The organism is Pseudomonas sp. FEMGT703P (assembly GCF_002786345.1).
In the GTDB taxonomy this organism is placed as follows: Bacteria; Pseudomonadota; Gammaproteobacteria; order Pseudomonadales; family Pseudomonadaceae; genus Aquipseudomonas; species Aquipseudomonas peli.
Window position 1 is genome coordinate 670686 of the sequence record NZ_PGCM01000005.1, and the last position, 21641, is coordinate 692326.

A 21641-nucleotide genomic window follows, 5' to 3' on the forward strand; every position below is an offset into this window, starting at 1 on the left:
ATCGCCCGCCTGTTACAGGCTGCTGGCGAAGCGTCGGCTTTAACCGACGATCTGGCGCATTTGGCCGTCAAATTGCCTTTTTCGAGAGCCCCGCGTGGACAAGTTCGATCAGCAGATACTCGCCCTGTTACGCGCCGATGCGCGCTTACCCGTCAGCCAGATCGCCCGCGAGGTCAACCTGTCGCGTTCGGCGGTCAGCGAGCGCATTCGTCAGTTGGAACACACTGGCGTGATCAGCGGCTATCACGCTCAGGTCACGGTGCCGGGCGTTGCTGGGATCAAGGCCTATCTGGAGCTGTTCTACCAGGGCGGTCGCTGCGAGCACTATGTCGAGCTGATGCGCGTATACCCGGAAGTGCGCCGTTGCAGTGGCATCAGCGGTGAGACCGATATGCTGGTGTCCATCGAGGCCGCGTCGATGCAACGCCTGAGCGAGATTCGCGGCGAGATCGAAAACTTCCCCGGTATGCAGAAAGTGAAGACCCATATGGTGGTCAAGGACTGGCAGTTTTGACTCAGCCCATGCGCATTCTGCACACCTCCGACTGGCACCTCGGCCAGCACTTTATGGGCAAGACCCGCCAGGCCGAGCATCAGGCGTTCTGCGCCTGGCTGATCGAACAGGTACGGGAGCTGGCGGTCGATGCCGTGCTGATCGCCGGCGATATCTTCGACACTGGCGCGCCGCCCAGCTACGCCCGCGAACAGTACAACCGCTTTATCGTCGAGTTGCGTGGCACCGGCTGTGAGCTGGTGGTGCTAGGCGGCAATCACGATTCAGTTGCCATGCTTGGTGAGAGCAAGACGCTGCTGGCGCAGTTGGGGACGCGGGTAATTCCCGGCGTCTGCGTGCAGCTGGATGAACAGCTGCTGGTGCTGCATCGGCGCGACGGCTCGCCGGGTGCGATTCTCTGTGGCATCCCCTTTATCCGCCCACGCGATGTATTGCTTAGCCAGGCCGGGCAGAGTGCGCTGGACAAGCAGCAGTCGTTGCAACAGGCGATCCAGCAGCACTACCAGGATCTCTATGTCTTGGCCGAGGCCAAGCGTGCCGAGCTGGGCGGCAACCTGCCGATTATCGCCACTGGGCATCTGACTACGGTCGGTGCCAGCGCCAGTGATTCGGTGCGCGAGATTTATGTCGGCAGCCTGGAGGCCTTTCCCACCAGCGCCTTTCCGCCCGCCGCTTATATCGCCCTGGGGCATATCCATCGGCCGCAGAAGGTCGGCGGGCTGGAGCATATCCGCTACTGCGGTTCGCCCATCCCCCTGAGTTTCGATGAAGCCAAACAGCAGAAAGAGGTGCTGCTGGTGGAGCTGGATAGCAGTGGCTTGCGCCAGATCACCGCGCTGCCTGTACCGCGTTTTCAGCCGCTGCTGTCCTTGCGCGGCTCGCTAAAAGAGCTGGACGTGCAGATCAAGCAAGCGGCGGAGCAAGGCAGCGCCGAACAGCCGGTTTGGCTGGAAGTGCTGGTCGGCACCGACGATTACCTAAGCGATTTGCAGCTGCGCATCGCCGCGCTGTGCGAAGGGCTGCCGGTGGAAGTGCTGCGTATCCGCCGCGAGCGCGGTAATGCCAGCGCGAGCTTGCAGGGCCAGGCCAAGGAAACCCTGGATGAGCTGAGCGTTGATGATGTATTCGCCCAACGTCTAAGCAGCGAAAGCCTGGACGAAACCGAGCAGCAGCGCCTGCTGGGGCTGTATCAACAAGTGGTAAGCGAGCTGCGCGAGGGCGAGGTATGAAGATCCTTAGCCTGCGCCTGAAAAACCTCAATTCGCTCAAAGGCGAGTGGAAGATCGACTTCACCGCCGAGCCGTTCAAAGACAACGGTCTGTTCGCTATCACCGGCCCGACTGGCGCGGGCAAGACCACACTGCTGGATGCCATCTGCCTGGCCCTTTACCACCGCACGCCGCGTATTAGCTCGCTGTCGGATAAGACCAATCAATTAATGACTCGCCACACCGCAGACTGCTTGGCCGAGGTCGAATTTGAGGTCAAGGGCGTTGGTTATCGTGCCTTTTGGAGCCAGCGCCGCGCCCGTGATAAGGCTGACGGTCAGTTGCAGGGGCCCAAGGTTGAGCTGGCCGCCGCTGACGGTCAGATCATTACCGACAAGATCAACGAGAAGCTGCGTGAGACCGAGCGCCTCACGGGTCTCGATTTCGAGCGCTTTACCAAATCCATGCTGCTGGCTCAGGGCGGTTTTGCCGCCTTTCTCGAAGCCAACGCCAACCAGCGCGCCGAGTTGCTGGAAGAACTAACCGGCACCGATATCTACGGGCAGATTTCCCAGCGGGTGTTCGAGCAGTGTCGCGAGGTGAAAGTCGCTCTCGACCAGCTGCGTGCACGCGCTGATGGTGTCGAGCTGCTAAGCGAAGAGCAGCGTACCGAGCTGCAAGCGCAGGCCAAGCAACTGGCTATTGATGAAGCTGCCCTGGGCACAGAGCAAACCGAGTTGCAGCGCCAGCGCCGCTGGTGCGAGGAGCTGAGCAAGACCCAGACTCAGTTGCACGCCAGCCAGCAGGCCGAGCAGGCGGCGCAACAGGAGTTACAACAGGCCCAGCCGCAGCTGGCGCAACTGGCCGCCAGCGAGCCTGCGTTGCGTTTGCAGCCGTTGCACCATGACTGGCAGCAGGCCCGCCAAAGCCTGGCGCAGACCGAGCAGGGCTTGCAGCAGAATGCCGCTGAGCAGCGCCAGGTTGAGCAGGCGATTGCCGAGCACAGTTGGCAGGCCCGCGAACTTAGCGCGGCGCTGCTCGCCGATTGCCAGGCGCAGAGCCAGCAGCTGGCCGAGCGCCTGCAGCAGGTGCAGCAACAACTGGCCGCGCAGCCGCAGCATGGTCGTCTGGGTGAGCAGCTAGGCAGTTGGGGCGAGCAGCTTAAGGCACGCGAGCAACAGATTGAGGAAATCGCCCAGCTGCAACTGAGCCAGCAGCAACTGCAAGAAACCATCGCCGCCCTGCAGGCGCAGCTCGGTCAGCAGGCTGAACAGCTCAGCACCGAGCAGGCCCGTTTGCAACAAGCGCGCGAGCAGGAAAACGTCGCACAACAGCAACGCGATGAATTATTGGTTGGGCGCAGCGAAGCGGCCCTGCGTGAACGCTGGCAGCAGCTGCATATCCAGGGCAGTGTGCTGACGCAGTTGGGCGAACTGGCTGCGGCCCAACAGCGCCTGGCAGTTGAGCAGAACCAGCTGACAACCGCCCTGATTAGCTTGCGTGAGCAGCATCAAACCAAGAACGCCGAAGTGGAGCAGCTGCGTCTGAGCTACAAGGACTTGCAGCAGCAGGTGCAGGCCCAGGAAAAACTGCTGGAGCAGGAACAGCGCATTCAGGCCCTGGAAGCCCATCGTGCACAGCTGCAACCCGGGGAGGCCTGCCCGCTGTGTGGCTCCGAGTCGCACCCGGCAATCAGCGCCTACCAGGCCCTGGATGTTTCGGCGACCAAGGCGCTGCTCAATAACAAGCGCACTGAGCTGGAGGCCCTGACTGAACAAGGTCGGCAACTGGCCGGTGAGCTGGAAAAGCTCGCCGCCCGCCTGGAGCAGCAACAGCAGCAATTTGAACGTGGTCGGCGGACCCAGACCGAGCAGAGTGAGCGCTGGCAGGCGCTTAATGCCCAGCTGGAAACCTCGCTGGCCGATGCCATTGCCCTGGCTGAGCAACAGGCGCGACAGAGCGTTGAGCTGCAACAATTGCAGCAAAGCCTCGAGCAGCTGCAACAGCTCAATAGCCACCTCGAACAGTGCCAGCAGGCACGGCTGGTTCTGCAGCAATTGTGCAGCCAGCTGGAACAGCAGCAGGCGCTCAACCGCCTGCAACTGCAGCAGCGCCAGGAGCAGAACGAGCAAGGCCAGCTGCGTCTGCAGCAACTGTTGCAGGTTGCCGGCGAGCGCAGCGCCAGCCTAAGCCAAGCTTTGGCCGAGTTCGGTTATCAGCTGCCGGACGACGCCAGCGCCTGGCTGGCTGAGCGTCAGGCCGAGTGGCAGCGCTGGCAGCACAATCAGCAGCACAGCCTGGATTTACAGCGCGAGTTAAGCGAGCTGGATCATGGGCTACAAAACGCAGCTCAGCTTGCCCAGTTCTGGCAGCAACGCTGGGATGCATTGGGTCTGGCCGATCAACCGCCCTTGGGCAGGCCAGCCGAAGCACAGGTAGCCTTGCAGCAGGTGCAGACTCAACTGGAAGAGGCGCAGCGCCGCCAGCAGCAGTTGTCCGGTAGCCGTCAGGCCCTGGCCAGCCGTTTGCAGGATGAACAAGCGCGCCTGCAACAGACCGAGCAGCTGTGGACGGCCGCTCTGGTTACCAGCCCCTTTAATGCCGAAGCCGATTATCTGGCCGCCTTGCTGGATGAGGCGCAGCGTGCCGCGTTGCAGCAATTGCGTCAGCGTCTGGATAAAGCCTTGAATGATGCTCAGGCCTTGGTCCGTGCCGCCACGCATCAATTGGCCGCCCTACAAGCCAGCCCGGCCACCGCACTTAGCCTGGTGCAGTTGGATGAGCAGCTGCTTGCTCTGAACGCCCAGCTAAAAGCCCTAAGCGAACGCCAGGGCGAAATCCGCGCTCAGCTGCAAGGTGACGACGCCCGAAGGCACGGCCAGCAAAGCCTGTTTGCCGAGATCCAAGCCAAGCAGGGCGAGTACGACCTGTGGCAGCAACTTAACAGCCTGATCGGCTCGGCCGATGGTGCCAAATACCGCAAGTTCGCCCAGGGCCTGACTCTGGATCATCTGGTCTACCTGGCCAACCAGCAGCTCGAACGCCTGCATGGCCGCTACCAGTTGGCGCGGCGCAGCAGTGGCGAGCTGGAGCTGGAGGTGATTGACACCTGGCAGGCCGATGCGGCGCGCGACACCAAAACCCTGTCCGGCGGCGAGAGCTTTCTGGTCAGCCTGGCCTTGGCCTTGGCGCTGTCCGATCTGGTCAGTCACAAGACCAGTATCGACTCACTGTTTCTCGATGAAGGCTTCGGCACCCTGGACGGCGAAACCCTGGAGGTGGCGCTGGATGCCCTGGATAACCTCAACGCCAGCGGCAAGATGATTGGCGTGATCAGTCATGTCGAGGCGCTCAAGGAGCGCATCCCAGTGCAGCTGAAAGTGCACAAGGGCGTCGGCATGGGCTACAGCGGCCTGGATAAGCGCTTTGCGGTGAGTGTTCGAGACAATTGATCTGCGCCAGCGTTGCTTGGGCTATGCCTACCTATACTGAAAAACAGCGCGCAGGAAGCCGCACCCACTATCAGGAAACGACGCTTTCCACTGTCTCGGAGCATTGCACTTGGCCAAGCTGTTGATCTACCTGCTGTGCTGCTGTTGCCTGGTTTTTGATGCCCACGCGGCCCCACGTTCGGCCGAGGCTTTGACCCTCTGTTATGAAGACAAGAACTCTTACCCCTGGGTGATGGCCGACGGCCGCGGGCTCAATCTGCAGCTGCTGCGCCTGGTTGCCGATGCCTTGCCAGTGCAGTTCAGCTTTGTTGCCGTACCCTGGAAACGCTGCCTGTCCGGGCTTGCTCAAGGTACTTATGACGGCGCTTTTGCCTCCAGCTTTAAGGAGGAGCGTTTGCTTCTCGGTCGCTACCCACAGGATGCCGAGGGCCGGCTGGATGAACGCAAGCGACTGCACACCTCGATCTATGCCCTGTACCGACGCAAAGACAGTCTGGTGAGCTGGGATGGTGAAGAGTTTCGCCAACTGCATGGGCGGGTGGGGGCTTTGAGCGGCTTTTCGGTTGCCGATTTTATTCGCGCTCAGGGCGCCGAGGTGGATGAAACCAGCCGTGATCCCCTGGCGCTGTTGCAGATGCTCAGCCTTAAACGCATCGAAGCGGCGGCGCTACAGAGCCTGCGTGGCGACTTTGTGCTGCAGAGCAATCCTGAGCTGTCAGCGCTGCTGGAGAAGGTCAAACTGCCGCTGGAAGAGAAGGCCTACTACCTGATGCTGTCCAACGCCTATGTGGCGGATAACCCCGCGTATGCCGCGCGTATCTGGGATGAAATTGAGCGTCAGCGCGAGTCGGTGACGTATCGGCAGCAGGTGCGGGATTTTCTGGCACGCTCTCAGCCCTGAGTCGGTTAATGCTTGGAGCCTGTCAAGGGCAGGTGCATGATCGTGCTTCGCCTCAATGAGTATTGCTGCATGGCCAAGCCTCCCGCCGCTCCACCGTCTGCCTCTGCGCTTGGGCGCTTTCTGACCTTGGCCGGTACGGCCACACGTATCGGCGGTAGCGTATTGGGACAACGGTTGCGTCCAGGGCGCAGCGCGATTGATTGGCAGCCGGTGGGCGATCTGCTCACCGATGTGTTGGGTGAGATGAAAGGCCCGGTGCTGAAGCTGGGGCAAATGGCTTCGCAGTGGCAGGGTGTGTTGCCTGAGCCGGTGGCCAAGGCGCTGGCCTCGCTGCAGAACCGCGTACCGGCCTTGCCCTTTAGCGCACTTCGCGGGCACCTGCAGCAGGTGTACGGCGCGGACCTCGGGCAGTTCTTTCAGCAGATTGATGAGCAGCCTTTTGCCGCTGCGTCCCTTGGCCAGGTGCATCGCGCTATAGCGGCGGATGGTCGGGCGCTGGTGCTCAAGGTGCAATACCCAGGAATCGCCGAGATCTGCCAAGCGGATCTGCGCCAGCTGCGCCGCTTATTGCCGCTGGGGCGTCTGTTCCGCGCGCCGGCCGCGCAGCTGGAAGGGCTGTATCAAGAGCTGGCCTCCGTGATTGAGGCCGAGCTGGACTACCCAGCGGAGATGCGCCGCTTGCAGGACTTTCGCGCGCATTTCGCCGATTGGCCTGGCTTGCGCCTGCCGAAACCACAGGAAGACCTGTGCCGGCCCGGTGTGCTGGCGCTCAGTGAGGAGGCCGGCTTGCCGTTTGCCGAGGTCAGCCAGGCCAGCGCCGAAGTGCGGGAGCGCCTGGCCCTGACCCTGGTGCGCTGGCTGAGTGCCCAGGCCTTCGAGCTGGGCCTGCTGCATGCCGATCCGCATCCGGGCAATTTCGCTTACACCGCTGCCGGTGAGCTGGTGGTATATGACTTCGGCTGTGTGCAGGCGCTGTCCGCACCCTTGTTGGCGGCCTATGTGCAAACCTACAAGGCGCTGCAGGCTCGCGACGGCGAACAGCTGGAAAAGGCCTTCCAAGCGCTGGGAACACGCCAGCCGCAATCCACCACACCCTATGGCTTGTACCGCCAGCTGCATGGTTTGCTCGGGCCGCTGTTGCAACCTGGTGTGCATTGGGACTTTGCCGCCACGCCGTTGCATGAACAGGTGCAACGGTTGTTACCCGATGTGCTGGGCGCGTTGGGCAGCCTGCAACCCGCACCGGCCACCTTGCTGGTCAATCGCACGTTGGAAGGGCATTACTGGAACCTCAGCCGCCTCGGCGTGGCGCTGCCGGTGGCCGATCTGTTGCAGGTGCAGCTGGCTGGGCGTTAGCGCATGGTTTTAACGGGTACGGCTTGGCCATTTTCGATACGGGTCAGGAAGACCGCTCTTGAGCCCTGATGCTGACTGCGCGAGAACGCCACCTTGAAGCCGCCCAGGTCCGTTTCGAGGTGTTCAAGCGCATCGAGAAACGTCTCGCGTGTAGGCTCAGTACCGGCTTTGCGCAACGCCTGAGTAAACACCGCCGCGCCGATATAGCCCTCCAGCGAGGCATGGTCAAAATCGCCGGGTTGCATATCGGCCTGATAGGCGCGCACCAGCGCCAGTGAGCGGTCGTCAGGTGATGGCACTACCTGGGATATATACACCCCATCGCCGTCACTGCCGATCTCGCGGATAAACCCCTCGGTGCCGATAAACGACACGCTGATAAAGCGTGTATTGAAGCCCAGCGCTTTCGCCTGTTTGATCGAGGCCGCCAGTTGCCTGTAAGTGCCGACAAAGAACACCGCTTCCGGCTGGGTGCGCTGCAAGGCCTGGATGGCAGCAGTCACGTCCAGCGAATTGCGCTGGATGCGCGCCTGCGCATGAATCGTTAGGTCACGCTTGATCAGCGCGCCGTTGAGGCCACCCTTCACTGACTCACCGAAGGAGTCGTCCTGCATCAGGATGGCGATCTTGCTCAGCTTGAGGTCCTGGGTCATGCGCTCGACCAGTTGCTCGGTTTCCTCGATATAGGACGCGCGAATATTGAACACCCCAGGTCTTGCCGGTGTGCGCAGAAACTCGGCGCCGGTAAAGGGGAACAGGTAAGGCACTTGCGCCCGCAGCGCCAGCGGCACGGCGGCGCGTGAGGTGGGCGTGCCGACATAGCCGAGCAGGGCAAACACCTGCTGGGTTTTCAGCAGGCTGCGGGTGTGTGCGGCAGTCTGACTGGGCTCGTAGCCATCGTCCCGGCTGAGCAGGGTGATGCGCCGGCCATGCACACCGCCTTCGGCGTTGACGCGGTTGAAGTAGGCCTGAGCGCCATTGAGCATGCCCAAACCCAGGGCTGCCGCCGGGCCGCTCTGCGCATTGACCATGCCGATCCGCACTTCATTTGTGCTCAGGCCTGGCTCCGCTGCGCTGGCAAAACCCGGTATCAGCAGGCAGCTGATCACCAGGCCACGCAGCAGCTGTCGAGATGTCATCGATACGCTCCTTGCCCTGATCGCAGGCGACTGCAGGGCCTGCTCGTCCATTTCTTCTTGTTCTGGCTGTGCATATGATTCTCTAAAGCACTCTAGTCAGTTGTGCATAAAAGACCGGTTTTTACTCATTTGTGGGTGATGCTGACGGCTCCAGCTGGTACTTGCCTTGCTGTAGATCATCGAAATAACGCTGGTAACGGCCGCTGTCACGGTAAAGCTGCAGGCGCTTATTGAAGCGTTCGAGCAGCGCCGGACTGCCTTCCAGGCTTTTCGGCAGCATCAGGTAGCTGAGGTTGACCAGCAGCGGTTTAGGGTGGTGGGTGATCTTGGCTTGGTCTTCCGCGCTGAAGTGGCTGCGCAGGGCGGCGTAGCCGACGTTCATTTCCTGCGGGTAGAGCACTACACGCTCCTTGAGCAGCTTCTCGAAGTTCTGCTGGTCGCTGGAGACGCGCTCCATCTTTACCTTGTTCTCGGCGAGAAAGGCATCGAACTGCGGGCCATAACTGTATTCCAGGCCGCCGCCGAGGGTCATGCCGGTGAGATCATCAAAGCGCTGCCAGTCAAAGGGCAGGCTTTTCAGGTGAAAGAACACGAATTGTTCGTCGAGCAATGGCGCACTGAAGAGAAAGTCCGCCTCGCGCTCGGCTTTGTGCATCCACACCGCGCTGGCGTCAAAGCGGCCCGCCGCAGCTGATGAATAAGCGCGTGGCCAGGGCAGAAATTGAAAGGTGACGCGATAGCCTTCATCGGCCAGCAGGTCACTGATCAGGTGGGCGATCACCCCGTTGTGTCGCAATTCGCTGGACAGATAAGGCGGCCAGTCGCCGACGCTGATCTTCAGTTCTGGCTGTTCGCTGGCTTGCGCGGGCAGCCCCAGCAACAGACAGAACCCGACGAACAGGTTTTTCCACTTCATCAAAGCCCCTTAGTGACTACCGGGAATATCGCCAACACGTGTTAATGACCTAGTAATACCACTGCGCAGGCGCAGATAAAACGCCATTAATGTTTCATTAAAACGTCATCGTGCGGGTGAAGACTGCTGCGGATTTGTTCAATCCCCATGTCTCTGCATAAGGATAGTTGCTGTGCTGCGAATCCCTACACTTTGCGCGCTTTTTGCCCTGGCTCCGTTGGCCTCTGCCCTTGAGCTTAAACCCCTGGCGCTGTACGAGAGCGGCTTTGCGGCCGGCACTGAAATTGTCAGCGCGCAGGCCTCGAGCATGCGCGTGATTGTGTCCAATAGCGCCGAAGGCTTGGTCGATGTGCTGCAGCTGGACCCGGCCAAGGGTCTCAATCGCATTGCCCGGCATAACCTGGTGGCTGCCGGCGCGGGGGAAATCACCTCGGCGATTTTCCACCCCAGCGAAGACCTGTTTGCCGTGTGCATCCGCAACAGCGATGGCCTGAAAAACGGTCGCGTCGAGTTGCGTTCGGTGGCCGATGGCAAGCTGCTCAATACCGTTGAAATTGGCATCTGGCCTGACAGCCTGGCGTTTTCGCCCAAGGGCGACTTCATCGTGGTGGCCAACGAAGGCGAAGGCTATGTGCGTGACGGCGAGGGTTTCCGCAGCGGTGAAGGCTCAATCAGCCTGATCGACCTGCGTGGCGGCGTGGCGGCGGCTAAGCACAGCCTGATCACCCTGCCGGACCTGAAAGGTGTCGAGGGCGCGACCCAGGCTGAGCACAAGCGTCTGGTGGAGCGGGTGATCGACGGCGAAGAGTTGAAAGTGCCGTTCGGCACCAGCCCTGAGCATATCGAACCGGAATACGTGACCTTCAGCCCGGACGGCGCACGCGCCTACGTCAGCCTGCAAGAGAACAACGCGATTGCTGTGGTGGATGTGCTGCAAGGCAAGCTGGACAAGGTGTTTGGCCTGGGCACTGTGCGTCATGCCGCGGACATCGTCGATGACGGCAAGTACGCCCCGGCGGCCGAGCTGTTTGCTCTGCGCGAGCCCGATGCCCTGGCGGTGAGCGCCGATGGCCGCTACCTGGTCAGCGCTGATGAAGGCGATACCGACCCGAAAATCGCCAAAACCAAGGCTGGCTTGCCTAGCGGTGGCGGGCGCACGGTCAGTGTGTTCGATGCCATGAGCGGCAAGCTGCTCGGTGATACCGGCAGCCAGCTCGACGACATGGCCGCCCAGGCCGGTGTTTACCCGGATGCGCGCAGCCCCAACAAAGGCAGCGAGCCGGAAGGTGTGGTGAGTTTCGATGCCTTCGGCAAACGTCTGGCTGTGGCAACTCTGGAGCGCGCCGATGCCCTGGCCCTGATTGATCTGGACCAGGCCGAGCAACCCAAGGTGCTGCAAGTGGTGGGTGCCGGTGAAGGCGCAGGCTCCGGCAACCTGGCGCCGGAAGGGCTGGCCCATGTTGAACGTGAGGGTCGGCATTTCCTGGTCACTGGCCTGGAGAAGAGCGGCAACGTGGCGGTGTTCGAGCTGCTCAAGTAATACGCCTGTTCCGGCCAGGCGCGCTGTCTGCGACTGGCCGAGTCTCAAACAAGCCGGCCTGTGCGCCGGCTTTTTATGGCCTGCCATCCCTGGTGGCCACCTTTCGCGTCGTCGCTGCGCGACGTTGAAAATAGCTCCTGGCCCCTTTTTCTTTGCGGCCAGTTCCCCGTCAGCTTCAGGCCCTTTAGAGTGCTGCAGCGCAATCGCGCGGGTATGAGGGGATGGCTGACGCATGACCGTTTGGGTCGTTTCAATTCTGTTTGTACTGACCTACCTGGGCATGGCCGCAGGGGGCATCCGTGGCCTGCGCGTTGACCGCAGCTGGATTGCCGGCTGCGCGGCGGTGTTACTGCTGGTCAGTGGCGCACAATCCCCGACCGAGGCGGCCAGCCATCTGGATGCCGGTGCGCTGTTGCTGCTGCTGGCGTTGATGCTGATCAGTGCGCAGTTCGACTTCTCCGGCGTGTACGCCTGGCTTAACCAACAGCTCAGTCACTATGCCGAGCAGCCGGCGCTGCTGTTGTTGGGCGTGGTGGGGCTGGGCGGTGTGCTGTCGGCGCTGCTGGTCAATGACATCGTCGCCTTTGCCCTGACCCCGTTGCTGTGCCATAGCCTGCTGGCCCGTGGCCTCGATCCACGGCCCTTTCTGTTGGCATTGGCGCTGTCGTGCAATGCCGGCTCCTCCGCGAGCCTGATCGGCAACCCGCAGAACATTCTGATCGGCCAGGCCGGCGGCCTGGATTTCTGGTCCTACACCTGGATTGCCGCCCCGCCCGCACTGGCGGCGTTAGCCATAACCTATGCGGTGATCTGGCTGCAGTGGCGCAAACGCTGGGGTACGGCCAAGCCGGCTGCGCAGGCAGAAACCCCGGTGCAGCATATTTATGGTGTGCGCAGTTACCTGAAACCGCTGCTGGCCAGCCTGGTGCTGCTCGGGCTGTTTTCCACCAGCATGCCGCGGGAGATTTCCGCCCTGTTGATCGCGGTGCTGGTGATGATCTCGCGGCGGGTGGACAGTCGCGACTATGTGCAGAAGGTCGACTGGAACCTGTTGCTGCTGTTTGCCGGGCTGTTTGTGGTAACGGGCGCGGCGATGAGCCTGCCGCAGGTTGCGGGTCTGGCGGGCACTCTAGCCGAATTGGGCCTGTTACCGCACGGGGTGATCACGCTGGCGAGCCTGTCGCTGTTTGCCGGTAACCTGATCGGCAATGTGCCGTATGTGATGTTGCTGTTGGGCGTGTTGCCGGAGGCCAGTGAGGCCTTGTTGGTGGGCCTGGCGATCATGTCGACGCTGGCCGGCAACTTGCTGCTGATCGGCAGCGTGGTCAACCTGATCGTCGCCGAAAGCGCGCGGCGTCAGGGCGTGCCGCTGAGTTTTATCGACTTTGCCCGCAGCGGCGTGCCGGTGACCCTGCTGAGCATGGGCCTGGCTGGGGTATGGCTGGCGTTGGGCGGCTGGCTGCCCTGGTAAGTCTCCGCGGTTATTGCCAGCGGTTCTGCCGCCAGCGCTGTTGCTGTTCCGGCGTCTGGAAGGTCCAGGCGACAAAGCGGCTCTGCTTCTGGCCCTGCGCCATCTCAACGGTCTGTACCTGCAGCGCGCCGGCTTTCTTCAAAGCGCTGTACACGCCCGGCAGGTTGCCTGCCTTGGAAATCAAGCTGCTAAACCACAGCACCTGCTGGCCTATCTCGGCGCTTTCCTTGATCAACTGGCTGACAAACGCCGCTTCACCGCCCTTGCACCACAGCTCTGCCGCCTGACCGCCGAAGTTCAGCACCGGCAGTTTGCGCTTGGGGTCGAGCTTGCCGAGGTTGCGCCATTTGCGCTTGCTGCCACTGCTGGCTTCTTCCGCACTGGCGTGGAAGGGCGGGTTACACAGAGTCAGGTCGAAGCGCTCATCGGCATGCAGCAAACCCTGGAAGATATGCGTGCTGTCGCGCTGCTGGCGCAGCTCAATCGCCTCGCTCAAGCCCGGATTGCCCTGCACGATGGTTTTGGCCGAGGCGATGGCGTTGGCGGCAATGTCCGAGCCGAGAAACTGCCAGGCGTATTCGCGTTGGCCCAGCAGTGGGTAGATGCAGTTGGCCCCTACGCCAATATCCAGCGCACGCACTTTGGCACCGCGCGGTATATCGCCGCCGTTACTGGCGGCCAGCAGGTCGGCCAGGTAATGCAGGTAATCGGCGCGGCCTGGGATCGGCGGGCACAGATAATCCGCCGGAATATCCCAATGATTGATGCCATAGAACTGCTTGAGCAGCGCCCGGTTGAACACCTTGACCGCCGCCGGGTTGGCGAAGTCGATGCTTTCCTTGCCATAAGGATTGATGATCACGAAGGCTGCCAGCTCGGGGCTGGCCTTGATCAGCGCGGGAAAGTCATAACGGCCCTGATGGCGATTGCGGGGGTGCAACTGGCCTTTGCTCGCATCGGCCTTGTTGGCCTCAGGTTTACTGGGCGAGGTGCGCGGTGCGGCAGGTTTTCGGCTGGGGCGTTTCGGCGGCAAGGACATGGCAGACGGATCTAAGGCGTGGGCGCGGGATTTTCCCACAGCTGGACGCAGGTTGCTTGCCGACTGTAGGTAAACGCTTGATGCCGGCCCTAGTGGGCAATATTGAGCAGCATGGCCAGGTAGTCGAAGAACACGCAGTACAGGGCAATGGGCAGCGGCAGGCCGAGCAGGGTGCCGAGCAGGTAGATGCGAAAGGGCACGCCAGACAAGGCCAGCGCGTAGTTCAACGCCGGCACGGTCTGAAACAGCATGCGTAGACTGATGATGCTGGCCAGCGGATGGCGATCAAGGCCGCTTAGCAGGCGTTGCGCCAGCGGGTTGTTCAACTCACGCAGGGCGTTTCCGCCTAGATAGCGAATGGTGATGTAGGTGACGGTGCAGGACACGCAGGCCGCGATATAGGTGACGACACCGCCATACACCCGTCCCAGGGCCAGCACCGCAGCGGCGAGAAATACCCAGCCGGGAATCTGGATCAGATTGCCCAGGGCCAATAGCAGGGTAAACAGCAGCAGACCGACGACCGGGTGCATCAGGAGCAGCGCCTGCAAGGCGTCGAGGTTGAACTGCGCGCGGATGCCCAGGGTTTCGAACAGCACGAACAGACCCAGCAGAAACAGGATGACCAGCAGCAGACGGGAGGAACTGCGCATGGCGGCCTCGTGGCTTCAGGGGTAGCCGAGTACGGCTTTTATCTGCGCCAGGTTGGCGGCAATCCACTGCGGATTGATCGCGCCCCAGTCACGAATCTCGTAGTGCCCGGCGTTATTGCGCTCACCGCTTTGCTGGGCAAAGGTGCACTCGATATCCAGCTCGGCCAGGGCGCTCAGGGTGTCCTGGGCGGTACGCCGGGGCATGCCGGTGGCGTCCATCAAGGCGGGTACGTTGGACGCCGTGCCGCTGTCGATCAGCCAGGCCACGTACAGGCGGCGGTAGAAGCTGCTGCGGGTTTTGCTGACATCCATGGGCATTTACCTGATGTTATGCCGTGCGCAGGGCGCACGGCCTGATGAAGGGTCAGCTCAAGGTGGCAATCGCGATATAGGCCGCGGCACCGGAAATGTAGCCAAGGAACGCCAGCAGGCTGATCCTTTTCAGATACCAGATGAAGTTGATCTTCTCCATGCCCATGGCCGCCACGCCGGCTGCCGAACCAATAATCAGGCAGCTGCCGCCGGTGCCGGCGCAGTAGGCGAGCATTTCCCAGAAGGTACCATTGATCTGGAAATTGCTCAGCCAGGCGGTGTCGGCACCGGCCAGGGCCAGCACATCCGGGGTGACTAAGGGGTACATCTTCATGGCGCCGGCCACCAGCGGTACGTTGTCGACCACGGCGGAGAGCAGGCCGATGGCGATGTTGATCGCATAGACATTGCCCAGGCTTTCGCGTAGCAGAGTCGCCACCTGGGTCAGGTGGCCGGCGGTGGCCAGGCTGGAGACTGCCAGCAGGATGCCGAGGAAGAACAGCACGCTGGTGGTGTCGATGCGCCGCAGAACGCCAACCACCGAGAGTGGGTGCTTGTCTTCGTCGTTCTTGCCGCGGTGAATCACCTCGGTGACCACCCAGAGCACGCCGAGACCGAAAAGGATGCCCATGTAAGGCGGCAGGTGGGTCACGGTCTTGAATACCGGGACGAATAGCAGGGCGCCGATGCCCAGAGCAAACACCAGGTTGCGCTCGAAGGGCGTGGTCGGGTCGCGGCGTTCCTCGTCCGATTCGCTGAGCAGCGGACGCCGGATTTCGCCCTTCATGGTCATGCTCAGGATCAGCAGCGGCACCAGTAGGCAGACCAGGCTGGGGATGAACAGGCTGAGGACGATGCCGCTGGCGCTGATCTGGTTGCCGATCCACAGCATGGTGGTGGTCACGTCACCAATCGGTGACCAGGCGCCGCCGGCGTTGGCGGCAATCACCACGATGCCGACGTAGAACCAGCGTTCCTTTTGGTCGTCGACCAGTTTGCGCAGCAGCGAAACCATGACGATGGTGGTAGTCAGGTTGTCCAGTACGGCCGAGAGGAAGAAGGTAATCAGCCCCACCACCCAGAGCAGCGTGACGCGTTTGTTGGTGCGGATGCGGTCAGTGATGACCTTGAAACCTTCATGGGCATCGATCAGCTCGACGATGGTCATGGCGCCCATGAGGAAGAACAGGATCTCGGAGATCTCACCCAGGTGATGGCGCAGCTCTTCAGTCACGTGATGGTCATTGCCCGTGGCGCCAGGGGTGGCGGCTCCTATCAGCGGCAGAATGCTGTCCGCGCCGAGTACCAGCAGGGTCCAGCAAATGACGGCAGTCAGGATGGCCGACGCAGCTTTATCGATTTTCAGAGGGTGTTCGAGGGCGATGCACAGGTAACCGAGGACAAAGATAAATGCCATCAACGCATACATGGTCAGAATTCCATTTGCAGGGCTTTTTTATTGATTTAGAAGTGCCGCGAGCTTTTGATGCGTGGACGAAGATGCCTGAAATGCTCAGAAATTGGGAGGGTAAATATCGTGCAGCGAGTCCCACTGAGACCTAAGCGGGTGTTTTCTGACTGATGGGTTAGCCCTGCGCTGCCCGAACCGCGCGGCGATGCGCGGTGGCGGGCGAACCTAGCTTCAGGCTTGCGAGTGGTCGTCGCGTTCGGCCTGAACGGGCGTGATGACCTTCGGCGGGAAGATAAAGGCCAGTGTGATTGCCAGCAGCGGCATCAGCAGGTTGAAGAAGCAGTACGGCAGGTAGCTCAGGGTCGCCACGCCGAGGGTGGCAGCCATATAGGCGCCGCAGGTGTTCCATGGCACCAGTACTGAGGTCAGGGTGCCGCCGTCTTCTAGGGCGCGCGACAGGTTGACCGGAGCCAGGCCACGTTTTTCATACTCGGCGCGGTACATGCGACCCGGCAGTACCAGGGCGATGTACTGGTCGGCGGTGATGATATTGGTGCCAATGGTAGTGGCAATGGTGCTGGCGATCAGACTGCTGGTGCTTTTCGCCAGGTGCAGGGTGCTTTGCAGCAGGCGCTGGAGTAGGCCGAGTTTTTCCAGTACGCCGCCAAAACACATGGCGCAGATGATCAGCCACACCGTGGTGAGCATGCTGGCCATACCGCCCTTGGACAGCAGGCCGTCCAGCTCCGGGTTACCGCTGCTGGATTCATAACCGGCGAACAGCGCCGTCCACACGGTTTTCAGCGGCGCCAGGCTGCCGGCGGCTGGATCGGCTAGGCGCGTCATCACTTCCGGCTGGAACACCACCGCAAACACCCCGCCCAGCAGCGCGGCGACAAACACCGCTGGAAAGGCCGCCCACTGGCGCACCGCGAGAAACAGCAGCAGGGCTACTGGCAGCAGCAGATGCCAGCCCAGGCTGAACTGGCTTTCCAGCGCCCGCAGCACTTCGGCGATGCGCGCGGTGTCATGGCTACCGTCAGCCTGCTGACCGAGGATAAAGAACAGCACCAGGGCAATGCCTAGGGCCGGCACCGTGGTGCGCAGCATCAGGCGGATATGCGCAAAAAGCTCGGCCCCGGCAGCGGCGGGCGCCAGATTGGTGGTATCCGACAGCGGCGAGAGCTTGTCGCCGAAGTAGGCGCCGGAAATGATCGCGCCGGCGGTAATCGCCGGGTCCAGGCCCAGGCCGGCGGCCACCCCCATCAGGCCGATGCCGAGGGTGCCGGCCACCGTCCAGGAGCTGCCTATGGACAGCGCGGTGAGGGCGCAGATCAGGCAGCTGGTGACGTAGAAGTATTCTGCGGAAATCAGCTTGAGGCCGAGCCAGATCATGGTCGGCACGGTGCCGGCAAGAATCCAGGTGCCGATCAGCGCGCCGACCGCCAGCAGAATCAGGTTGGCCTTCATCGCCATATGGATGCCGGCGAGGATGCCTTCCTCGATCTGCGCCCACTGCAGGCCATTCTTCAGGCCGACCAGGCCGGCGACAAATGCGGCGCTCATCAGCGCGATCTGGTTCGGCCCGCTTGAGGAGCTGTCGCCATACAGGTAAACGGAGAGGCCCAGCAGCAAAACCAGCACGCCAATCGGCAGCAGGGCATCCAGCAGGGAAGGGGAGCGTGTATCAGTCATGGGTGTACCGGTCGATCAATAGAGCTGTGGCTGGCTAAAGCCCAGCCCCAGAAAAAACGAAACCCGCGCCGGTAAGGGCGCGGGCTGCGGGTGTTGCCAGAGGATCAGAGTGCGGCGATCTTGCCGCGCTGCTCAACCATCTTGCTCAGGGCTTGCTCGGCCTCGGCCAGTTTGGCGCGCTCTTTATCGAGCACCTCGGCCGGCGCCTTGGCGACGAAGCCTTCGTTGCTCAGCTTGCCGCCGACGCGCTGCACTTCACCGGAGAGACGGGCGATCTCTTTATCCAGGCGCGCCAGTTCGGCGTCCTTGTCGATCAGGCCGGCCATGGGCACCAGTACCTGCATCTCGCCGACCAGGGCGGTGGCGGACATCGGTGCCTCTTCGCCAGCCGCCAGCACGCGTACCGATTCCAGCTTGGCAAGCTTGCTCAGCAGCGGCTCGAAGTCGGCCAGGCGGCGCAGGTCTTCGGCATTGGCGTTCTGCACGATGATGTCGATGCGCTTGGCCATGGAGATCTTCATCTCGCCGCGGATCTGGCGGACGCCGAGCATCAGCTGCTTGACCCACTCGATATCGCCTTCGGCGCTAGCGTCGATGCGGCTTTCGTTGGCCACCGGCCAGGCCTGCAGCATGATGGTGGCGCCGTCCTTGCCGGCCTGGGCCTTGATGCGCTGCCAGATTTCTTCGGTGATGAAGGGCATGAACGGGTGGGCCAGACGCAGGATCACTTCCAGCACGCGCACCAGGGTGCGGCGGGTGCCGCGCTGGCGCTCGATCGGTGCGTTTTCGTCCCAAAGCACCGGCTTGACCAGCTCCAGGTACCAGGCGCAGTACTCGTCCCAGATGAACTCGTAGAGGGCCTGGGCGGCCATGTCGAAGCGGAAGGCGTCGAGGTGGCGGGTCACGTCCTGCTCGCAGCGCTGCAGGGCGGAGATGATCCAGCGGTCGACCGGCGACAGGTCCACGGCTTCGCCATTGATGCCGGTGTCCTGGTTATCGGTGTTCTCGATGACGAAGTTGGCGGCGTTCCACAGCTTGTTGCAGAAGTTGCGGTAGCCCTCGACGCGGCCCATGTCGAACTTGATGTCGCGGCCGGTGGAGGCCAGCGCCAGGTTGGTGAAGCGCAGGGCGTCGGTACCGTAGGCGGCGATGCCTTCGGGGAACTCGGCGCGGGTCTGCTTGGCGATCTTCTCGGCCAGCTTGGGCTGCATCATGCCGCTGGTTCGCTTGGCCACCAGAGCTTCGAGGTCGATGCCGTCGACGATGTCCAGCGGATCGAGCACGTTGCCCTTGGACTTGGACATCTTCTGGCCCTGGCCGTCGCGCACCAGGCCGTGCACGTACACGGTCTTGAACGGGATCTGTCCGGTCAGGTGAGTGGACAGCATGATCATCCGGGCGACCCAGAAGAAGATGATGTCGAAGCCGGTGACCAGCACGTCGGTGGGGTGGAAGGTCTTGAGGAAGTCGGTCTGCTGCGGCCAGCCGAGGGTGGAGAAGGTCCACAGACCGGAGCTGAACCAGGTGTCCAGCACGTCTTCGTCCTGGCGCAGGGCGATGTCACCCAGGTTGTGCTTGGCGCGCACTTCCGCTTCGTCGCGGCCGACGTAGACGTTGCCGGCCTCGTCGTACCAGGCCGGGATGCGGTGGCCCCACCACAGCTGGCGGCTGATGCACCAGTCCTGGATGTCGCGCATCCAGCTGAAGTACATGTTTTCGTACTGCTTGGGCACGAACTGGATCTCGCCGCTCTCGACCACGGCGATGGCCTTTTCGGCCAGCGGCTTGGTGGAGACGTACCACTGGTCGGTCAGCCACGGCTCGATGACGGTGCCGGAGCGGTCGCCCTTCGGCACTTTCAGGGCGTGGTCTTCGATCTTCTCCAGCAGGCCGGCGGCCTCGAAGGCGGCAACGATCTGCTTGCGCGCGACGAAGCGGTCGAGGCCGGCGTATTCGGCCGGCAGGCTGCCGTCGATCTCGGCGTTGACGCTGCCGTCGATGTTGAACACCTGGGCCTTGGCGAGAACCTTGGCGTCCTTGTCGAAGATGTTGATCAGCGGCAGGTTGTGGCGCTTGCCGACTTCATAGTCGTTGAAGTCGTGGGCCGGGGTGATCTTCACGCAGCCGGTGCCGAACTCGGGGTCGCAGTAGTCGTCTGCGATGATCGGGATACGGCGGCCCACCAGCGGCAGTTCGATGTAGCTGCCGATCAGCGCCTTGTAGCGCTCGTCTTCCGGGTGCACGGCCACGGCGCTGTCGCCGAGCATGGTTTCCGGGCGGGTGGTGGCGACGATCAGGTAGTCCAGGCCCTCGGCGGTCTTTTTGCCGTCGGCCAGCGGATAGCGCAGGTTCCACAGGTGGCCCTTCTCGTCGTGGTTTTCCACTTCGAGGTCGGAGATGGCGGTGTGGAACTTGGTGTCCCAGTTGACCAGGCGCTTGCCGCGGTAGATCAGGCCGTCCTGGTGCAGGCGCACGAAGGCTTCTTTAACGGCCTCGGACAAACCTTCGTCCATGGTGAAGCGCTCGCGCGACCAGTCTACCGAGCTGCCCAGGCGACGGATCTGCCGGGTGATGGTGCCGCCGGACTGTTCCTTCCACTCCCAGACCTTCTCCAGGAACTTCTCGCGGCCCAGGTCGTGACGACCGATGCCGTCGGCGGCCAGCTGGCGCTCGACCACCATCTGGGTGGCGATGCCCGCGTGGTCGGTGCCCGGCTGCCACAGGGTGTTGCGACCCTGCATGCGGCGGAAGCGGACCAGGCAGTCCATGATCGAGTTGTTGAAGCCGTGGCCCATGTGCAGGCTGCCGGTGACGTTCGGCGGCGGGATCATGATGGTGTAGGGCTCGCCGGAACCTTGCGGGGCGAAGTAGTTGTTCGCTTCCCAGTTCTGGTACAGGGCGGTTTCGATGGCGTGGGGCTGGTAGGTCTTGTCCATGCGCGGCGGGACCCTTATGACGGCTAGACGGAAAAGCCGGCAAGTATACCGGGGATGGCCTATATGACGTAAGGGCGCGCGTGGTGTGGCTGACTGGTGGGCGTGCGTGTGGTTACGGACGACGCGGCGGAAGCAGTCGGGTCAGGCGCGCATCCAGACGGCGTTTCAGCTCGGCCTCGATCTGCGGCACGAAATCGTCGATCACATCCTGCAGGATCAACTGGGCTGCAGCTCGAAGTTCGCTATCCAGGCGGTTCATCTCGCTGTCGCGACTGACGCTCTGGTTGACGGTTTCACGCAGGGTTGGCACGGCTGGAGCAATAGGTGCGACAGCTGCGGCCATGGGCGGTGGAGTGACGATCTCCGAGAGCAGGGGGATGCTATCCGGGTCGAGCGAGTCGACCAGCAGCGGTGGTTCGAGGTTTTCGTCGCCCAGCAGTTGGCGGATCGACTCCAGGTCGTTCAGCAGTTGGGCGGGTTTTTGCGGCGGTTTTGGGGTGTCCATACTGTGCAACTAGAGTTCGACTCGTTTGGGATCATACCCGCGCTGCCGGTAGCTGCGGAAATTCTCCCGGCAGGCGGTCAGCAGGTCGGGTTCCTGGTTGACGATTTCAATCACCCGGCTAAAGCGCTCGACCTGGGGTGAAAGGGTGCTGCCGAGGTTGATCAGCACGCCCTGAGTGCTGCTGGGTTCTTCGTCCTGGCCAATTACCACCGGTGCGTGCGCGTCATCCTGGTAGAGGCTGTGCGGCACAAAGCTTTCGGCCTTGAAACGCCACAACAGTTCATCCACCTCGCTGCATTGCTGTGCATCGCTGCCGCGCAGAAACACCGGCAGGCCGGCGCGCCAGGCTTTCATCGCCAGCTGGCAGGCTGCGCGCAGGCGCTCGGCCGGCACGGCAGTAGACAGTACATAGAATTCTATTCGGGGCATGACGGCACGGTTTGGCGTTAGTTGCAGGAGCGGCTTGCTGACAGGCGCGCAGCTTACCAGTCAATCGCGGTTAACACCGCTCCTACTAATGCGCCTGGAACGTAGAACCTGTTTCGGATCTCGCGAGCTAGAGCGAGACAAGGCAACAATGGCCAAGGAAGCGG

Annotated in this window: 17 protein-coding genes; 7 read left to right on the forward strand and 10 right to left on the reverse strand. The window is 62.1% G+C overall.

Annotated features, from left to right (window positions below):
• The first annotated feature begins 94 nt into the window (after positions 1-94).
• From CUR33_RS06935 to CUR33_RS06955, 5 genes are all read left to right on the forward strand, one after another.
• On the forward strand, positions 95-514 hold the full coding sequence (locus CUR33_RS06935) for an Lrp/AsnC family transcriptional regulator (RefSeq protein ID WP_289239112.1): 420 nt from the start codon (positions 95-97) through the stop codon (positions 512-514).
• An 8-nt stretch (positions 515-522) separates the two neighbouring features.
• The gene (gene sbcD / locus CUR33_RS06940; RefSeq protein WP_289239113.1) at positions 523-1743 is read left to right on the forward strand and encodes an exonuclease subunit SbcD; all 1221 of its coding nucleotides are present in this window, start codon (positions 523-525) and stop codon (positions 1741-1743) included.
• Entirely contained in the window at positions 1740-5174 is a 3435-nt protein-coding gene (locus CUR33_RS06945) for an SbcC/MukB-like Walker B domain-containing protein (protein WP_289239114.1), read from the forward strand. The genes sbcD and CUR33_RS06945 overlap by 4 nt, the downstream gene beginning before the upstream one ends.
• Before the next feature lie 109 nt (positions 5175-5283).
• The gene (locus CUR33_RS06950; RefSeq protein WP_289239115.1) at positions 5284-6075 is read left to right on the forward strand and encodes a substrate-binding periplasmic protein; all 792 of its coding nucleotides are present in this window, start codon (positions 5284-5286) and stop codon (positions 6073-6075) included.
• Positions 6076-6144: 69 nt separating this feature from the next.
• Positions 6145-7431, forward strand: coding sequence for an ABC1 kinase family protein (locus CUR33_RS06955; RefSeq protein WP_289239116.1), 1287 nt, complete (start codon positions 6145-6147; stop codon positions 7429-7431).
• Here the strand turns inward: CUR33_RS06955 and CUR33_RS06960 are convergent.
• Complete coding sequence (locus tag CUR33_RS06960) at positions 7428-8570, reverse strand: ABC transporter substrate-binding protein (RefSeq protein WP_289239117.1); 1143 nt, start codon at positions 8568-8570, stop codon at positions 7428-7430. The genes CUR33_RS06955 and CUR33_RS06960 overlap by 4 nt on opposite strands.
• A gap of 121 nt (positions 8571-8691) precedes the next feature.
• Positions 8692-9486, reverse strand: a complete 795-nt coding sequence (locus CUR33_RS06965) for a substrate-binding periplasmic protein (protein WP_170048302.1) — start codon at positions 9484-9486, stop codon at positions 8692-8694.
• A 172-nt stretch (positions 9487-9658) separates the two neighbouring features.
• Here CUR33_RS06965 and CUR33_RS06970 point away from each other — a divergent pair, with 172 nt between their 5' ends.
• Positions 9659-11026 carry a choice-of-anchor I domain-containing protein gene (locus tag CUR33_RS06970; protein ID WP_289239118.1) on the forward strand — a complete coding sequence of 456 codons (1368 nt, stop codon included), beginning with the start codon at positions 9659-9661 and terminating at the stop codon, positions 11024-11026.
• A gap of 232 nt (positions 11027-11258) precedes the next feature.
• The gene (locus tag CUR33_RS06975) at positions 11259-12497 is read left to right on the forward strand and encodes an SLC13 family permease (protein WP_289239119.1); all 1239 of its coding nucleotides are present in this window, start codon (positions 11259-11261) and stop codon (positions 12495-12497) included.
• Positions 12498-12507: 10 nt separating this feature from the next.
• On the opposite strand, the gene rlmF is transcribed toward CUR33_RS06975, so the two are convergent.
• From rlmF to CUR33_RS07015, 8 genes are all read right to left on the reverse strand, one after another.
• Positions 12508-13536 (reverse strand): 23S rRNA (adenine(1618)-N(6))-methyltransferase RlmF, encoded by a 1029-nt coding sequence (gene rlmF, locus CUR33_RS06980; RefSeq protein ID WP_289239120.1) that lies wholly within the window; start codon positions 13534-13536, stop codon positions 12508-12510.
• An 89-nt stretch (positions 13537-13625) separates the two neighbouring features.
• A complete protein-coding gene (locus CUR33_RS06985; RefSeq protein ID WP_289239121.1) occupies positions 13626-14189 on the reverse strand; it encodes a VTT domain-containing protein in 564 nt (187 codons plus the stop codon).
• A 15-nt stretch (positions 14190-14204) separates the two neighbouring features.
• The gene (locus tag CUR33_RS06990; protein WP_289239122.1) at positions 14205-14501 is read right to left on the reverse strand and encodes a winged helix-turn-helix domain-containing protein; all 297 of its coding nucleotides are present in this window, start codon (positions 14499-14501) and stop codon (positions 14205-14207) included.
• A gap of 52 nt (positions 14502-14553) precedes the next feature.
• The gene (gene nhaD, locus CUR33_RS06995; RefSeq protein ID WP_289239123.1) at positions 14554-15930 is read right to left on the reverse strand and encodes a sodium:proton antiporter NhaD; all 1377 of its coding nucleotides are present in this window, start codon (positions 15928-15930) and stop codon (positions 14554-14556) included.
• 213 nt (positions 15931-16143) lie between these two features.
• Complete coding sequence (gene nhaC, locus CUR33_RS07000) at positions 16144-17607, reverse strand: Na+/H+ antiporter NhaC (RefSeq protein WP_289239124.1); 1464 nt, start codon at positions 17605-17607, stop codon at positions 16144-16146.
• Positions 17608-17711: 104 nt separating this feature from the next.
• Positions 17712-20543 carry a valine--tRNA ligase gene (locus tag CUR33_RS07005; protein ID WP_289239125.1) on the reverse strand — a complete coding sequence of 944 codons (2832 nt, stop codon included), beginning with the start codon at positions 20541-20543 and terminating at the stop codon, positions 17712-17714.
• Positions 20544-20655: 112 nt separating this feature from the next.
• Positions 20656-21048: a DNA polymerase III subunit chi gene (locus CUR33_RS07010; protein ID WP_090248794.1), complete on the reverse strand. Its 393-nt coding sequence runs from the start codon at positions 21046-21048 to the stop codon at positions 20656-20658.
• 9 nt (positions 21049-21057) lie between these two features.
• Entirely contained in the window at positions 21058-21477 is a 420-nt protein-coding gene (locus tag CUR33_RS07015) for a DNA polymerase III subunit chi (RefSeq protein ID WP_090248792.1), read from the reverse strand.
• Positions 21478-21641 lie beyond the last annotated feature (164 nt).

Excerpts from the sequence above, each read along its gene's own strand:
- sbcD (WP_289239113.1), top strand. The coding sequence starts at position 523 with ATGCGCATTCTGCACACCTCCGACTGGCACCTCGGCCAGCACTTTATG.
- CUR33_RS06945 (WP_289239114.1), top strand. The coding sequence starts at position 1,740 with ATGAAGATCCTTAGCCTGCGCCTGAAAAACCTCAATTCGCTCAAAGGC.
- CUR33_RS06955 (WP_289239116.1), top strand. The coding sequence starts at position 6,145 with ATGGCCAAGCCTCCCGCCGCTCCACCGTCTGCCTCTGCGCTTGGGCGC.
- CUR33_RS06960 (WP_289239117.1), bottom strand. The coding sequence starts at position 8,570 with ATGACATCTCGACAGCTGCTGCGTGGCCTGGTGATCAGCTGCCTGCTG.
- CUR33_RS06965 (WP_170048302.1), bottom strand. The coding sequence starts at position 9,486 with ATGAAGTGGAAAAACCTGTTCGTCGGGTTCTGTCTGTTGCTGGGGCTG.
- CUR33_RS06975 (WP_289239119.1), top strand. The coding sequence starts at position 11,259 with ATGACCGTTTGGGTCGTTTCAATTCTGTTTGTACTGACCTACCTGGGC.
- rlmF (WP_289239120.1), bottom strand. The coding sequence starts at position 13,536 with ATGTCCTTGCCGCCGAAACGCCCCAGCCGAAAACCTGCCGCACCGCGC.
- CUR33_RS06985 (WP_289239121.1), bottom strand. The coding sequence starts at position 14,189 with ATGCGCAGTTCCTCCCGTCTGCTGCTGGTCATCCTGTTTCTGCTGGGT.
- CUR33_RS06990 (WP_289239122.1), bottom strand. The coding sequence starts at position 14,501 with ATGGATGTCAGCAAAACCCGCAGCAGCTTCTACCGCCGCCTGTACGTG.
- nhaD (WP_289239123.1), bottom strand. The coding sequence starts at position 15,930 with ATGTATGCGTTGATGGCATTTATCTTTGTCCTCGGTTACCTGTGCATC.
- nhaC (WP_289239124.1), bottom strand. The coding sequence starts at position 17,607 with ATGACTGATACACGCTCCCCTTCCCTGCTGGATGCCCTGCTGCCGATT.
- CUR33_RS07005 (WP_289239125.1), bottom strand. The coding sequence starts at position 20,543 with ATGGACAAGACCTACCAGCCCCACGCCATCGAAACCGCCCTGTACCAG.
- CUR33_RS07010 (WP_090248794.1), bottom strand. The coding sequence starts at position 21,048 with ATGGACACCCCAAAACCGCCGCAAAAACCCGCCCAACTGCTGAACGAC.
- CUR33_RS07015 (WP_090248792.1), bottom strand. The coding sequence starts at position 21,477 with ATGCCCCGAATAGAATTCTATGTACTGTCTACTGCCGTGCCGGCCGAG.